Annotated in this window: 12 protein-coding genes; 7 read left to right on the top strand and 5 right to left on the bottom strand. The window is 71.9% G+C overall.

Annotated features, from left to right (window positions below):
- Positions 1-75: 75 nt before the first annotated feature.
- Positions 76-699 carry a GNAT family N-acetyltransferase gene (locus AC1QRC_RS13770; protein WP_484203849.1) on the bottom strand — a complete coding sequence of 208 codons (624 nt, stop codon included), beginning with the start codon at positions 697-699 and terminating at the stop codon, positions 76-78.
- Between the two features lie 186 nt (positions 700-885).
- Here AC1QRC_RS13770 and AC1QRC_RS13765 point away from each other — a divergent pair, with 186 nt between their 5' ends.
- The gene (locus AC1QRC_RS13765; protein WP_484203848.1) at positions 886-1560 is read left to right on the top strand and encodes a DUF2306 domain-containing protein; all 675 of its coding nucleotides are present in this window, start codon (positions 886-888) and stop codon (positions 1558-1560) included.
- Between the two features lie 3 nt (positions 1561-1563).
- Here the strand turns inward: AC1QRC_RS13765 and AC1QRC_RS13760 are convergent, their stop codons facing one another.
- A complete protein-coding gene (locus AC1QRC_RS13760) occupies positions 1564-2082 on the bottom strand; it encodes an ArsR/SmtB family transcription factor (RefSeq protein ID WP_484203847.1) in 519 nt (172 codons plus the stop codon).
- Between the two features lie 215 nt (positions 2083-2297).
- On the opposite strand from AC1QRC_RS13760, the gene AC1QRC_RS13755 reads away from it, so the two are divergent.
- The 4 genes from AC1QRC_RS13755 (at position 2298) to AC1QRC_RS13740 (ending at position 8644) form a co-directional block, all read left to right on the top strand.
- Positions 2298-2699, top strand: coding sequence for a hypothetical protein (locus AC1QRC_RS13755; protein ID WP_484203846.1), 402 nt, complete (start codon positions 2298-2300; stop codon positions 2697-2699).
- A 57-nt stretch (positions 2700-2756) separates the two neighbouring features.
- A complete protein-coding gene (locus tag AC1QRC_RS13750) occupies positions 2757-3164 on the top strand; it encodes a FitA-like ribbon-helix-helix domain-containing protein (protein ID WP_484203845.1) in 408 nt (135 codons plus the stop codon).
- A 115-nt stretch (positions 3165-3279) separates the two neighbouring features.
- On the top strand, positions 3280-4368 hold the full coding sequence (locus AC1QRC_RS13745; protein ID WP_484203844.1) for a S8 family serine peptidase: 1089 nt from the start codon (positions 3280-3282) through the stop codon (positions 4366-4368).
- Entirely contained in the window at positions 4268-8644 is a 4377-nt protein-coding gene (locus AC1QRC_RS13740) for a cell wall-binding repeat-containing protein (RefSeq protein WP_484206649.1), read from the top strand. The genes AC1QRC_RS13745 and AC1QRC_RS13740 overlap by 101 nt, the downstream gene beginning before the upstream one ends.
- 36 nt (positions 8645-8680) lie before the next feature.
- Here AC1QRC_RS13740 and AC1QRC_RS13735 read toward each other — a convergent pair whose 3' ends face one another.
- Positions 8681-11512: an FAD-binding and (Fe-S)-binding domain-containing protein gene (locus tag AC1QRC_RS13735; protein ID WP_484203843.1), complete on the bottom strand. Its 2832-nt coding sequence runs from the start codon at positions 11510-11512 to the stop codon at positions 8681-8683.
- Between the two features lie 109 nt (positions 11513-11621).
- Here AC1QRC_RS13735 and AC1QRC_RS13730 point away from each other — a divergent pair, with 109 nt between their 5' ends.
- Complete coding sequence (locus AC1QRC_RS13730; RefSeq protein WP_484203842.1) at positions 11622-12167, top strand: gamma carbonic anhydrase family protein; 546 nt, start codon at positions 11622-11624, stop codon at positions 12165-12167.
- Between the two features lie 12 nt (positions 12168-12179).
- Positions 12180-12989 carry an inositol monophosphatase family protein gene (locus tag AC1QRC_RS13725; RefSeq protein WP_484203841.1) on the top strand — a complete coding sequence of 270 codons (810 nt, stop codon included), beginning with the start codon at positions 12180-12182 and terminating at the stop codon, positions 12987-12989.
- Here AC1QRC_RS13725 and AC1QRC_RS13720 read toward each other — a convergent pair.
- Positions 12950-13327: a DUF2304 family protein gene (locus tag AC1QRC_RS13720; protein WP_484203840.1), complete on the bottom strand. Its 378-nt coding sequence runs from the start codon at positions 13325-13327 to the stop codon at positions 12950-12952. The two genes, AC1QRC_RS13725 and AC1QRC_RS13720, sit on opposite strands and share 40 nt — an antisense overlap.
- Before the next feature lie 7 nt (positions 13328-13334).
- Positions 13335-14018: a glycosyltransferase family 2 protein gene (locus AC1QRC_RS13715; RefSeq protein WP_484203839.1), complete on the bottom strand. Its 684-nt coding sequence runs from the start codon at positions 14016-14018 to the stop codon at positions 13335-13337.
- Positions 14019-14052 lie beyond the last annotated feature (34 nt).

The following is a 14052-nucleotide window of genomic DNA, read 5'->3' as shown; positions in this document are numbered from 1 at the left end:
CCGCACGGTCGGCCCCAGGGTGGCAGCCGGGGGGCCGCAGGGACAACCGGTTTTCTCCCCCCCGCTCGTCGAGGGTCAGAGGTGGCGAAGGTACTGCCGGCACCGGTACACGCGGGCGAACCTGGCCCGCAGGGACTCCTCGTCCGCCAGGGACGCGTGGGCGAAGGCGGACACCGGGGCGGACAGGTCCTCAGGGGTGCTGAAGTCGTCGTCCGGGTCCTCCCACCCCTTGTAGACGTGCAGGTACTCGTGGGCCACGGTGAACCCGTGGTGGGTGTACCACGCGTTCGCGGGCCCGTCCTCGCGCGTCCAGGCGTCGAGGGTCGCGACCGGGTGGCCGCCCAGCCGGGAGAGCGCCTCGCCGAGCAGCGCATCGGCGATCCCGCGGCGCTGGTGGTCGGGATGGACGGCGATCGTGTCGATGGTGGCCGCGCCGTCCGGTGCGTCCTCGTCGGGGGCGAAGAGCTCGACGTCGAGGACGCCGACGACCTCCTCGGGTCCCGGGGTGGTGACGCCCGCGGGCTTGTGGTGCACGGCCACCAGCCGGATCGCGGCGCCGCCGAACGTGGTGCGCTCGGTCTTGACGTCGTCGTAGTAGGCGCTGCCGAGGAAGCTAAGCACCCGGCACCGCAGCCACGACAGCTCGTCCTCGTCGCGGTAGTCGCGGATCTGGACATGGGGCGGGTGCGGTGTGGTCACGGTGGGGCCTCCTCGGCCGGGAGGCTAGCCGGACAGTCTGCGGGGCGCCACGGGATTTCCGCCGGTGGGCAGCGCACGGTTCGGCGCACGCCGAATCGTTGGTGCGCGAGGTCAGCAGGGCCACCCTCGACCCACCTGACGCCGCTGGAACCGCCCTGCGGCACGGCCCGAGGAAGGTGGCCCCAGATGCGACGGCTGATTGCGATCCCCGTATGGACGGCGATCGGTCTCCTCACCACCATCGTTCTGGTCTTCGCCGCGATCAGGATAGTGACCGATACCCTGCAGATCCTCACCGGCGAGATGCCCGCTCCCGACGCCTTCGAGGTGCACTATGTGCGCTACCCGATCCTGGCCTACTCCCACATCGTGCCGGGCGTGGTGTTTCTCCTCCTCGCCCCGCTGCAACTGTCCCGCAGGTTCCGCAGCCGACATCTCATGGCCCACCGACGGTTGGGGCGGCTTGCCCTGGTGGCCGGGCTCACAAGCGGGGTTTTCGCGCTGGGATTCGGCATCCCGTTCCCCACGGGTGGCGCCTGGCAGGCGGCCGCCACCGCGGTGTTCGGCTGCTACTTCCTCGTGGCGCTCACGGTGGCCTACGGGGCTGTGCGACGGCGCGACATCCGCGCCCACCGCCGGTGGATGATCCGGGCCTTCTCGACCGGGCTTGCGGTGGGGACGATCCGCATCTGGGTGGGGCTGTTGTCCGGACTCGGCCCGCTGGCCATGGAGGAGGGGTTCGCCCCGGCCTTCTGGCTGGCCTTCGCGATGCACGCGATCGCCGCCGAGGCCTGGCTGCGCTGGCGGCCGGACGCGCGCGGGGGCAGGCCACCCCGCGTCGTCCCCCAGCGCAGGGGGTGACGCTCAGGCGGATCCCGTGAGTGGATCGCCAAGCTCAAGGATGGAGGCGGCCAGCGGGGTCTGCCGGTAGAGCACGGACCGTCCCGACCGCCAGCTCGTGACCAGGCCGCAGGCCCGCAGAACGGCCAGGTGTGTGCTGATCGTCCCCGGGCTCTGACCCAGCTCCCGGGCCAACTGGGTCGTCGAACGCGGGACGTTCAGGCGGTTCAGGACCGAGGCTCGGGTCCGGCCCAGCAGGGAGGAGATCGGGTCCCCTGGCCTCGGGTCGCGCGGCAGGCCCTCCCAGACCCTTCCCACTCCGCGCGCACCGTACATCAACTCGAAGCCTGCCCCGCCCTGGGGGGCGACGACCAGCAGTGGCCAGACGAACACCGCGGGGACCAGTGTCAGCTCGGCACCCTCGCAGAGGTGGTCGTCATGGTGCGGCTTGTCGATGAGGAGGGAGTCGTCGCACACGCTCACCTCGGGGTGCAGGTCCTCCAGCAGGTCGAACAGGCCGCCGGTCAGGGACCGGCCTGGCATGGTTGGTGGGTCTGGTTCTCGCGTCCGGCCTGGAGCGAAGCGGCCGTCGTGGTCCGGCGGAGGTGTTGCTGCGGCGAGTGACGTATGCCGAGTCCTCCCCGGCGAGACCGACACGGTGAACCAGGTTCGGTGCGTGGCCCGCCGACGGGTCCACCTTCCGTTCGTCTCCGGGGCGGAGCATGATGGGATCACGTCAGGACACGGGAAGAGGGGACATGGTCAGGATGATCGGCAATGGGCGGGACAGGCGGAAGCGGGGCGGTGGCGAGGAGACCGCCCCATCGGAGGTGAGCGTCGAGGATGTCTATCCGGGGGAGTGGGTCGTGCTGCTCCCGATGGAGCGCGGGGAGGCCACCATCCTGGCGGTGAGCGAGCACGAGGCGGGCGCGCGGGCCTGGTTGGAGGCCTTCGTCGGGCGGGTGACGGCGGGGACCAACGCGGGATTCGGTGTCCTCACCGACGCCACCGGGCGGGTCTGGTTCAGCGACACGACCGACGGCCGGATCAGCGGGCCGCGCGAGATCCTGGTGCTCCGGGCCGAGACCGCGTTCACCGGTGTCCCGCTGCGCGAGACGCCCCTGCACGCGTTCCTCGAGCAGTCAGTCCGGGTGTCCTGACCTCGGGACCTGACGCGCTCTTTACCGAATCTGCCAGCACCGCTAGCATCCCGACGCATGGCAGCCATCACGGTTCGCGCCCTCGACGACGAGGTGCGGCACCGATTGAAGATCCGCGCGGCACGCAACAACCGGTCGATGGAGGCCGAGGTGCGCGCCATCCTGACCCTCGCGGTGGCGACCGACCCGGACCTGGTCGCCGCCCAGGTGCTCGAGAGCGCGGAGGACACCCCCGATCCGCGGATCCGACAGGTGCTGCAGGCCAGCGGCCTGACCGCCCGCGAACAGTCGGTGGTCGAGCACGTTGCGGAGGGGCTGACCAACCGACAGATCGCGGCGCTGCTGTTCCTCTCCGAGCGGACCGTCGAGTCGCACGTGGGCTCGGTCCTGCACAAGCTGGGCTACTCCAGCCGGGCCAGTGTCGCCGGCTGGTATGCCGCCATGTCGGCAGGTCGGGGACGCTGAACGGGCCAGTGGTTCCACGGATACCGCCGGGTGCGCCGCGGTCCTAGGTTCATCCCATAGCCCGTGATCCCGGGGTTCCTCCCCGGGCGGGCGCAGGACTAAAGGGGCAGGCACCATGGCTGTAGCAGGTTGGTCCAGGAACGTCTCGGCGCAGTCCTCCACCCGACGCTGGCTGGCAGCCGCGCTGGGGGGACTGCTTGCCGTCAGCGGCAGCGTGGCGGCAGGGGGTGGGGTCGGGGCAGCACCGCCGGGGGCACCGTCTCCGGCAGCCCCGGACGCCACCGACAAGGTCAGCCAGGAAGTGACCGAGGCCCTCGAGGAGGACGGGCGGGCCAGCTTCCTGGTGCGCTTCGCCGAGCGGCCTGACCTGGACGCGTTGGCCGACACCCCGGACTGGGGGGCCCGCGGTGCGGCGGTCTACGAGGCGTTGCGGTCCACCGCCGAGGCCAGCCAGCGGGAGACCCGGGCAGAGCTGGAGGTGGCGGGCACGGCATACACCTCCTTCTTCATCTCCAACGCGATCATGGTCCACGGAGGGACCGCCGACCTGGTGGGGGCGCTGGCTGCCGACCCGGAGGTCGAGGGGATCTACCCGAATACCGCCTATGAGCTGCCGGAGCCCGAGGCAGCCGAGTCGGTCATCACGCCGAGCGCGATCGAGTGGGGCGTGGAGGACATTAACGCCGACGACGTGTGGAGCCAGTTCGGGCTGACGGGCGAGGACATCGTCGTGGCCAACATCGACACCGGGGTGGAGTTCGACCACCCGGCGCTGGTGGAGCAGTACCGCGGGAACAACGGGGACGGCACGTTCACGCACGACTACAACTGGTTCGACGCCGCAGGTTACGGTCTCGAGGAGCCGGCCGACTTCGACGCCCACGGGACCCACACGATGGGCACGATGGTCGGCGACGACGGTGGGGAGCACCAGATCGGCGTGGCACCCGGGGCGACGTGGATCGCCGCCAACGGCTGCTGTCCCGTCGGATCTGGCCCTGATCCTGTCCGGCGAGTGGATGCTCGCCCCGACGGACCTGGCCGGGGAGAACCCGGACCCGGACGCGCGGCCGCACATCATCAACAACTCGTGGGGCACCGTGATGCCCTCCAACGACCCGTTCATGGAGGACGTGGCCGAGGCGTGGGCCGCCTCGGGAATCTTCGGTGTCTGGGCCAACGGCAACATCGGCCCGGGCTGTGACACCTCGGGCTCCCCGGGCAGCCGGATCATCAACTACTCCGTCGGCAACTACGACTCCTCGCACACCATCAACCCCAGCTCCTCCCGGGGTGCGGGGCAGGACGGGGAGATCAAGCCCAACATCTCGGCACCCGGCACCGCCGTCACCTCGGCGATCCCCGGAGGCGACTACGCGGCGTTCACGGGGACCTCGATGGCGACCCCGCACGTGGCCGGCGCCATCGCGCTGCTCTGGTCCGCCGACCCCGCCCTGGTGGGCGACATCGAGCTCACCAAGGAGCTGCTGGACGGCACCGCCATCGACAGCCCGGACGACCAGTGCGGCGGCACCGACGAGGACAACAACGTCTTCGGGGAGGGCCGGCTGGACGCGCTCGCCCTGCTGGAGGCCGCACCCATCGGCGACTCCGGCACCGTCGAGGGGACGGTGACCGACTCCGCGACCGGAGACCCCATCGCCTCGGCCCAGGTGCTGCTGGAGGGCGAGCGGGACCGCACCCTACGCACCGGCGCCGATGGCACGTTCCGTGCCCGGCTCAGCTCCGGTGACTACGACGTGACGGTGAGCCGGTTCGGCTACGTCACCGACAGTGCGACCCTCACCGTGCCCGTGGATGACACCGTCGTGCACGACGTGGCACTGGACCCTGCGCCCAGTGGCACGGTCACCGGGACGATCACGGACGGGTCCGGTCAGGGCTGGCCGCTCTATGCCAGGGTCAGCGTCCAGGGGGAGGCGTCGGTGGGCAGCTACACCGATCCCGAGACCGGGGACTACCAACTGGACCTGCCCGCCGGGACCCACACCCTCCTGGCGACGGCCCAGTACCCGGGCTACCAGGTCGGCTCCGCGCAGGTGACGGTCGCGGCGGACGGCAGCACCGTGCAGGACTTCGCCCTGCCGGTCGATGCCGCCAGTTGCACCGCGCCGGGCTACACCGTGGAGGTCGACGGCATCCTGGAGACCTTCGACGAGACGGAGGCCCCGGACGGATGGACGGTCGAGGACCTCAACGACTCCGGCGGCGTGTGGACCTTCGAGGACCCGTGGGGCATCCCGAACGAGACCGGGGGCGAGGGCAACTTCGCGGTCGTGAACAGCGACTTCTACGGCCCGGACACCAGCCAGGACACCGTCCTGGTGTCCCCGCCGGTGGACCTCACCGCGGTCGACGCGCCGACCCTGGGGTTCAAGCACTACCACGAGACGCTCGGGCAGGCGAGCGCGTACGCCGAGGCGAGCACCGACGGCGGGGCCACCTGGGAGACTGTGTGGCAGGCCCCGAGCAGCAGCCAGATCGGGGACGTCCTCGTCGACCTCGGCGGCCACGTCTCGGCGCAGACCCAGGTGCGGTTCCACTACGAGGCCGAGTGGGACTGGTGGTGGCAGGTCGACGACGTGTTCCTGGGTAGCAGGCAGTGCCTGCCGACTGGCGGCGGGTTGGTGACCGGCTACGTGCAGAACGACACGGACGGTGCCGGCATCCTGGGCGCCCGGGTGACGTCCGTGGAGAACCCGGCGGACGTGGGCACGACCCGGGCCACGCCGGACGACGACGGCCTGGACGACGGGTTCTACTGGCTTTACTCCTCCCTCACCGGGAGCACCCCGTTCGAGGCGACCGCCCGCAACTACGGCACCGACCAGCAGGATGTGGATGTCCCCGCCGGAGACGTCGCCCGGGCCGACTTCGTGCTCGGCTCGGCGGTGCTGGAGGTGGACCCGACCTCGATCGAGACCGAGGTGCAGTTGGGCGGCAGCGACGGCGCGGAGTTCACCGTGACCAACACGGGGACCTCCCCTGCCGAGATCACCTTCGGGGAACGTCCCGGCGGCTTTGAGATCCTGCGGGCCGACGGCAGTCGGATGGGCACCCAGGAGGTGCTGGAGTCGCAGGGTGCTCCGGTGGTGAGCCGCACGGGCGACTTCTCACCCGCGGCCTCGGCCGGCGCGGCACCCTCGGGCGACCCGGCAGCGTCCGGGGACGCGGCGAGCCCGCCGCGGACCGCGGAGGAGCCGTGGGTCGACCTGGCGCCGCTGGTGGAGCCGGTCATGGACAACCGCATCGTCTCCCTCGACGGGGACTGGTACTCCATCGGCGGGACGGACGGGTTCGAGAGCACCGACGCCGTCTGGCGCTACGACGCCGAAGCACTGGACTGGGTCCCGGTGGCCCCACTGCCGGCCTCGGCACAGTCGGCGGCAGCCGGTGTCATCGGTGGCGAGATCGTGGTCGCCGGCGGCTGGCAGGACGGTGGCCTGACGAGCGAGACCTGGCGCTACGACCCCGGATCGGACAGCTGGTCCGCGGGTGAGCCGATGCCCGTGGCGGTCTCCTCCGCCGGGTACGGCGTGCTGGAGGGCCAGTTGGTCGTGGTCGGTGGGTGCACCACACCGGAGTGCTTCCCGGTCGAGGACACCGTGCAGGCCTACGACCCCGCCTCCGACATGTGGTCCGAGCTGACGGCATACCCGACCCCACTCGCCTTCCCCACCTGTGGGGCGCTGGAGGGCCAGTTGGTGTGTGCCGGAGGTATCGACGGCGACGCCATGGAGACCGGTGACACCTGGGCCTACGACCCAGGGGCCGAGGAGTGGACCGACCGTGCGCCGTCCCCGACCACGTTCTGGGGCGCCTCCGGCACGGCGGCCAACGACCTGCTGGTCGTCGTGGGCGGAGTCCAGGCCGACCAGCTCACCAACGCCAGCTACGGCTACGACCCGGCGGCGGACGAGTGGGCGACGATGCCCGCTTCCAACGAGGCCGTCTACCGCGGCGGCGGTGGCTGCGGGCTGGTGCGGATCGGCGGGGACCGGGGAGGCTTCGACCCGACCACGTCGGCCGAGTTGTTGCCGGGCTTCGACCAGTGCGCCGAGAGCGGGGCCGACGTGCCCTGGCTCGAGGTCGACACCGCCGAGGCCTACCTGGAGCCCGGTGACAGCGTCACCGTCGGGGTGACCACCGACAGCAGTCAGGTGAACCAGCCGGGCACCTACACCGCCCAGGTGAGCCTGACCGCCAACACCCCGGAGCGGCCCACGCCGGTCGACGTGACGATGGAGGTCACCCCGCCGCTGACGTGGGGCAAGGTGATGGGCACGGCATATCTGGAGGACTGCGAGGGCGGCCAGACCGCGGGTGACAGCATCCCGATCAACGTGGTCCCGGTGCGGGACGTCGGCGACGGCTGGCTCATCGTGACCAACCACGAAGGTGACTATGCCCGGTGGTTCAACACCCAGCTCGGGACGTTGGAGATGACCGCGAGCCTGGGCGGCTACATCCCGGATACGCACCGGGTCACGCTGGTCCGCGGCGGCACGGTGACCCAGGACTTCTCGATGCGGGACAACGGGTGTGAGGAGAACCCCGAGCCGATCCCGCCCGAGGTCGTGCGGGTCGCGGGCGTGGACCGCTATGACACCGCCTCCCGGATCTCCCAGTTGTTCCCGGGCCCGGTGGACACGGTGTTCGTGGCGACCGGCAAGGACTACCCGGACGCGCTGGCCGCGGCCGCGTCGGCCGGCAGCCAGGGCTCCCCGGTCCTGCTGACCCACCCCGAGTGGCTCCCGCAGACCACCCGGATCGAGCTGGTGCGGCTGCAGCCGAGCACCGTCGTCCTCGTCGGTGGGCAGTCCGCGGTGACCGAGGAGGTGGAGCAGGAGCTGGCGGCGTTCGTCCCCGACGCCGAGGTGGTGCGCTACGCCGGCGCGACCCGCTACGAGACGGCGGCCCTCATCGCCGAGGACTTCGACTCCGCGGACGTCGTCTACGTCGCCACCGGGGCGAACTACCCCGACGCACTGGCCGGGGCGGCCCGGGCCGGGTCGCTCGACGGGCCGGTGTTGCTGGTGCGGCCGACGGTGCTGCCCGAGGCGACGGCTGAGCAGCTGACCCGGCTGGCGCCGGACCAGATCGTGCTGCTGGGTGGCCCCTCGGCGGTGTCGACCGGAGTGGAGGAGGCCCTGGCTGCCTACGGTCCGGTCGAGCGGGTGGCGGGGACGGACCGGTACGACACGGCCGCCCTCATCGCCCAGGACCACGAGACGTCGCAGGACATCTTCGTGGCCACCGGGCAGGACTGGCCGGACGCGTTGGCCGGGGCGGCGCGGGCAGCGGACACCGATGTGCCGGTGCTGCTGGTCCGCCAGGACCGGATCCCCGCCGTCACGTGGGAGGAGCTGGACCGGCTCGACCCGGGCCGGATCTTCCTGCTCGGCGGCCCGGCGGCGATCAGCCAGGCGGTGGCCGACCAGTTGTTGACCCTGGAGTGAGGGCACCGGGCCGGGGCGCACAGGCCCCGGCCCGGGTCACCCGGTGGCGTGCAGGAGCAGCTCGAGCACGTGCCGGTAGGGCCGGCCGGTCGCCCGGGTCATCCCGATCTCGCAGGTGCGGTTGCACGACACGTATGCCGTGTGCTCGCGTCGGCCCACGTCCGCGGCCTCGGGGGCGGTGGCGGCGGCCGTGAGCTCGGGGTGGAGCAGCCCGCGGTCGCCAGCGAAGCCGCAGCACCCCCAGGCCTCCGGGACGGACACGTCGTCGCTGACCGCGCGCGCCAGGGCCAGGAGCGATCCGGTGCTGCCGGCGCGTTCCGTGGAGCACGTGGGGTGCACCATGACGGAGTCGACCCTCCGGGTCACCGTGAGGCGGGGGAGCACCCGGTCGGCCACGAACTCCACCGCGTCCAGGACCTCCAGGTCCGGGGCACGGTCCCGCAGCATCTCGACCAGCCCCTCGGCGCACGAGGAGGCCTCGCACACCACGGGCAGACGCCCGCCGTCGGTGGCCTCGCGGAGCGCGGGCACCACCCGGTCGGCCATCACGGCATACCCGCGGGACAGGCCCTTGGACTTCCACGGGGTCCCGCAGCACAACCCGGCGAGGCCGCGGGGCGTGCGCACCGGCACCCCGGCCCGGTCGCACAGCGAGAGCAGCGCCTCGGTCGCGCTGGGCGCGGGCGCGTCGTCGGCTGCCGGCTCGGGGCCGAACATCTGCCCGATGCACGGGCTGAACAGGACGGCCTGCGGTGCCGGCGGGTCCAGCACGGGTCGGGCCGGACCGCCGCCGGGCAGCCGTCCGTCATAGAGCGGCACCGTGTCGGGACCGGCCACCGCCCGGGCGGCCTCGGTGACGGCCACCGGCACCCTGGTCGGCAGCGACTGGGCGACGGAGAGCGCCATACCGCCGAGCGGTGCCGCGGCGGCCCACCCCCGGGCGGCTCCCTCCCAGGCGCGGTCGGCGACGGGGGAGGCACTCTCCCGGCGCAACCGCCGGACCAGGTCGCCGGTGTTGATGAGCACGGGGCAGGCGGTCAGGCACATCCCGTCGACCGCGCAGGTCTGCTCGCCGGCATACGCGTAGTCCCGCTCGATCTCGGCGGCCAGCGCCAGGTCACCCCGCTCCCGGGCGGCCACCATCTCCCGGCGGAGCACGATCCGCTGCCGTGGCGTGAGCGTGACGTCGCGGGAGGGGCACACCGGCTCGCAGAAGCCGCACTCGACGCACCGGTCGACCTCCTCCTCCACCCGGGGATTGGGCTTGAGGTCGCGCAGGTAGGAGCGCGGGTCCTCGGAGAGCACGCTGGCCGGGTTGAGCAGGTCCCGCGGGTCGAGGAGGTGCTTGAGCTCCCACATCACGGCATACAGTTCGTCGCCGTACTGCCGTCGCACGAACGGTGCCATGATCCGGCCCGTGCCGTGCTCGGCCTTGAGCGAGCCGCCGTTGCCCAGCACCAGGTCGACCAGGTCCTCGGTGAAGGCCTCGTAGCGCGCCATGGCGCTGGCGTCCTCGAACCGCTCGTTGAGCATGAAGTGGACGTTGCCGTCCTTGGCGTGGCCGAAGATGACCGGCTCCTCGTAGGCGTGCCGGTCGAACAGCTCGGTCAGCGAGACGATCGTCTGCCCCAGCAGGTCGACGCCGACCACGACGTCCTCCAGCAGCGCGTTGGTGCCCTGCGGGCGGGCGCCCGCCACCGCGCTGAACAGGCCCTTGCGGACCCGCCACAGGGCGGCGCGGACGGCCGGGTCCCCGGAGAGGTCCGCCGGGCCGCTGACCGGCAGCTCCCGCAACGTCGGCTGCGCCCCGGCGACCAGCGTGGCCAGCTCCTGCTCGTCCGGCGCGTGGTACTCGATCAGCAGGGAGGCGTGGTCGGTGACCGTCAGGTCCCGGATCTGGGGCGGGCACTGCGGGTCGCGCTGGGAGACCCGCAGCGACGCGGCGTCCAGCAGCTCCGCGGTCGCCGTGCCGGTCGCGACCAGCTGCGGCACGACCGCGGTGGCGGTGGCCACGTCGGGGAAGACGAGCAACCCGGTCGTGATGGCCGGATGGACCGGGACGGTGCGGAAGGTCGCCTCGGCGATGAACCCGAGCGTGCCCTCGCTGCCGACCATGAGGTGCACGAGGATGTCGAGGGGCTCGGAGTAGTCCAGCAGCGCGTTGAGGCCGTAGCCCATCGTGTTCTTCATCGCGAAGAGCCGCTCGATGGTCGCCACTGAGGCCGGGTCGGCGGTGATCCGGTCGCGCAGCGCGACCAGTCCGGCGCAGAGCCGGGGCTCCTGCTCACGCAGTCGCGCCGCGGCGTCGGGCGCCGCCGAGTCGACCACCGTCCCCGACGGGAGCACCACGACGAGGGAGTCGAGGGTGGCGTAGGTGTTGAACTCGGTGCCGCACTGCATCCCGCTGGAGTTATTGGCCACGACCCCGCCGATCGTGCACGCACCCTCGCTGGCCGGATCCGGGCCGAGCTTGGTGCGGTAGGGCGCGAGGCGGGCATTGACCTCACGGACGGTCGTGCCCGGTCGGACCCGCACCCGGGCCCCGTCGTCGAGGACCTCCACGCCACGGAAATGGCGCCGCGTGTCCACCAGGACGGCGTCGGTGATGGCCTGCCCCGAGAGGCTGGTCCCGCCCGAGCGGAAGGTGACCGGGGCGTCCGCCGCGTGGCACGAGCGCAGCACGGCCGCGACCTGGTCGCGGTCGGTCGGCCGGACCACCAGCTCGGGGGTCAGCAGATAGTGGGAGGCGTCGTGGGCCAGGGCGTGCCGGTCCAGCAGCCGGCGGCTGACCGCGTCAGCGCCGAGCGATCCGGCCAGCGTCGCGGCCAGGCGGTCCCAGTCGGCGGGGGTGGTCGACGGCAGCGTCACGCCACCACCCTATGGCGGACCCGGCCGATGTCGCCGAGGTGGTCTCAGCGGCTCCATCGGCTCAAGCTAGTGTCAGGGTCACCGACGAGACAGCGAGGTGGCTGAGCAGATGACGAGCGAGACCCCCCACGGACTGGTCCTTCCCCTGGGAGACCGCACCCCCGAGATCGATCCCGATGCCTGGCTCGCCCCGCACAGTGTGGTCAGCGGCAGCGTCCGGATCGGGGCGGGCAGCAGCGTCTGGTACGGCGCCTCGCTGCGCGCCGACAACGAGCAGATCACCGTCGGGGAGCGGTCGAACTTCCAGGACAACGTGGTCGTGCACGTCGATGCCGGCTATCCCGCGACGATCGACGACGACGTGTCGGTCGGTCACGCCGCAGTGCTGCACGGGTGCTCGGTCGGCAGCGGCACCATCGTCGGGATGGGCGCGGTCGTCCTCAACGGCGCGGTCATCGGCCGGGAGTGCCTGGTCGCCGCCGGCGCCGTGGTCCTGGAGGGCACCGAGGTCCCCGACGGCTCCCTGGTCGCGGGCGTGCCCGCGAAGGTGCGCCGCGAGCTGACTGCTGAGGAGCGGGAGGGCCTGAAGGAGGGCATCGGGCACTACCCGGGGCTGGCCGCCACGCACCGCGCGGCGCTCGAGCAGTCGTCCTGACGCACCGGCTCCATGGACACCGACGCGATCCTGACGCTGCTCAAGGACGTGGCCGAGGAAGTGATCGTTCCCCGCTTCCGCGACCTCGCCGACGGCGACGTCGCGGAGAAGAACCCCGGGGACCTGGTGACCGTGGCCGACCGGCAGGCGGAGGTGCTGATCACGAGGGCGCTGCGGGCCGCCTACCCGGACGCCGTGATCCTGGGTGAGGAGGCGCACGCCGACCGACCCGAGCTGATGGCGGCCTACCTGGACGCCGACCACGCGTTCACCGTGGACCCCGTCGACGGGACGAAGAACTTCGTGCACGGCTCGCCCGACCACGCCGTGATGGTCGCCGAGAGCCGGGACGGCACGACGGTGCGCGGCTGGATCTGGCAGCCGCAGCACGGACGGGCGTATGTCGCGGAGCTGGGGGCTGGCTCGTATCGGGACGGGGAGCGGTTGACCCGTCCCGCACCGTCCGGGGAGCTCGCGGATCTGCGCGGCGTGACGTCGATGCGCGCGCAGGTGGGCCAGGTGCACGGTGCGCTCGCCGCCCTGGAGCTGACCTGGGTGTGCTGCGGCGTCGACTACCCCAAGGTTGTCGAGGGGGAGGCCGACTTCGTGGTCTACGCCAAGGGGCAGCCCTGGGACCACGCGCCGGGTGCGCTGCTGGTGACCGAGGCCGGCGGGTTCGTCGGCGACGGTCAGGGTGCGGTCTACCGCGCGGGGGTGGTGCCGGAGCGGGTGCTGGTCGCCGCCGACCGTGCGACATACGAGGCGGTGCTGCCCCAGCTGGCTCAGGTGCGTGGGTTCGCCCCCGGGGGCGTGCGGTCCTGATCGTCCCGGGCCTCCCGCAACGCCAGCTCCCGGGCCACCGCGGTCAGGTGCTGCTCCAGCACCCGCATCCGCCGGTAGGAGGCCGCAACGTAGCCCAGGAACGTGATCGTCAGGCCATAGAGCAACAGGTCCGCGCCGCGGCCGACGCCGACGAACTGGGCGATCCGGGTGAGCATCCCGGGGAACAGCACAGCCACGACGGCCAGGGCGACGAACCCGATCAGGAGCAGCCGGCGGATCGCCTGGTGCCGTGACCCGGTCGTCGAACGGGTCAGCATCACGGTCACCGCGACGATGCCCACCAGGAGGAGGGCCTTGATCAGAGGTTGGTCCAGCACGTCAGCCTCACTTCAGGATCGTGTCGATGAGGATGTTGACCGAGTTCATCAGTGACTGCCCCTTGGCGCGCGAGTAGTCGGTGTAGAGCACGTGCACCGGGTGCTCGGCCCAGGGCAACCCGGCGCGGCCCAGCTGCAGCACGATCTCGGTGGCGTGCGCCATCCGGTCCTGCTTCAGGTCCAGCGTGGAGGCGGCGTCGCGGCGCAGCACCCGCAGCCCGTTGTGGGCGTCGGACAGGCGCAAGCCGGTCTGCTGGTTGGTGATCCACACCGCGGTCTTGAGCACGACCTTGCGCAGGAACCCCGGCTCGGTGCGGGAGTCCAGGAACCGGGAGCCGAAGACGATGGCCAGGTCCTCGTCCCGGGCGCGGGTGACCATCGCCTCGGCGTCCTCCACCCGGTGCTGCCCGTCGGCGTCGAAGGTGACGACATAGTCCGCGTCCGTCGCCTCGAGCACGTAGCGGATGCCGGTCTGCAGCGCCGCCCCCTGGCCCAGGTTGAACGGGTGCTGCACGACCACCGCCCCTGCTGCTGCGGCGAGTCGCGCCGAGTCGTCGGTGGACGCGTCGTCCACGCACACGACGTGCCGGAACCGCGCGCGGGCGGTCTCCAGCACGTCCCCGATGACCGACCCCTCGTTGAAGAGGGGGATCACCAGCCACGCATCGGTCACCGGTGGCGTTAGGCTCATGCACGCATTGTCTCCCACCCCACAGGAGGACACC

The sequence above is a fragment of the Ornithinicoccus sp. genome, assembly GCF_057176825.1.
This window is presented reverse-complemented; position numbering and strand designations above follow the sequence as displayed.

Excerpts from the sequence above, each read along its gene's own strand:
- AC1QRC_RS13765 (WP_484203848.1), top strand. The coding sequence starts at position 886 with ATGCGACGGCTGATTGCGATCCCCGTATGGACGGCGATCGGTCTCCTC.
- AC1QRC_RS13760 (WP_484203847.1), bottom strand. The coding sequence starts at position 2,082 with ATGCCAGGCCGGTCCCTGACCGGCGGCCTGTTCGACCTGCTGGAGGAC.
- AC1QRC_RS13755 (WP_484203846.1), top strand. The coding sequence starts at position 2,298 with ATGGTCAGGATGATCGGCAATGGGCGGGACAGGCGGAAGCGGGGCGGT.
- AC1QRC_RS13750 (WP_484203845.1), top strand. The coding sequence starts at position 2,757 with ATGGCAGCCATCACGGTTCGCGCCCTCGACGACGAGGTGCGGCACCGA.
- AC1QRC_RS13745 (WP_484203844.1), top strand. The coding sequence starts at position 3,280 with ATGGCTGTAGCAGGTTGGTCCAGGAACGTCTCGGCGCAGTCCTCCACC.
- AC1QRC_RS13740 (WP_484206649.1), top strand. The coding sequence starts at position 4,268 with ATGCCCTCCAACGACCCGTTCATGGAGGACGTGGCCGAGGCGTGGGCC.
- AC1QRC_RS13730 (WP_484203842.1), top strand. The coding sequence starts at position 11,622 with ATGACGAGCGAGACCCCCCACGGACTGGTCCTTCCCCTGGGAGACCGC.
- AC1QRC_RS13725 (WP_484203841.1), top strand. The coding sequence starts at position 12,180 with ATGGACACCGACGCGATCCTGACGCTGCTCAAGGACGTGGCCGAGGAA.
- AC1QRC_RS13715 (WP_484203839.1), bottom strand. The coding sequence starts at position 14,018 with ATGAGCCTAACGCCACCGGTGACCGATGCGTGGCTGGTGATCCCCCTC.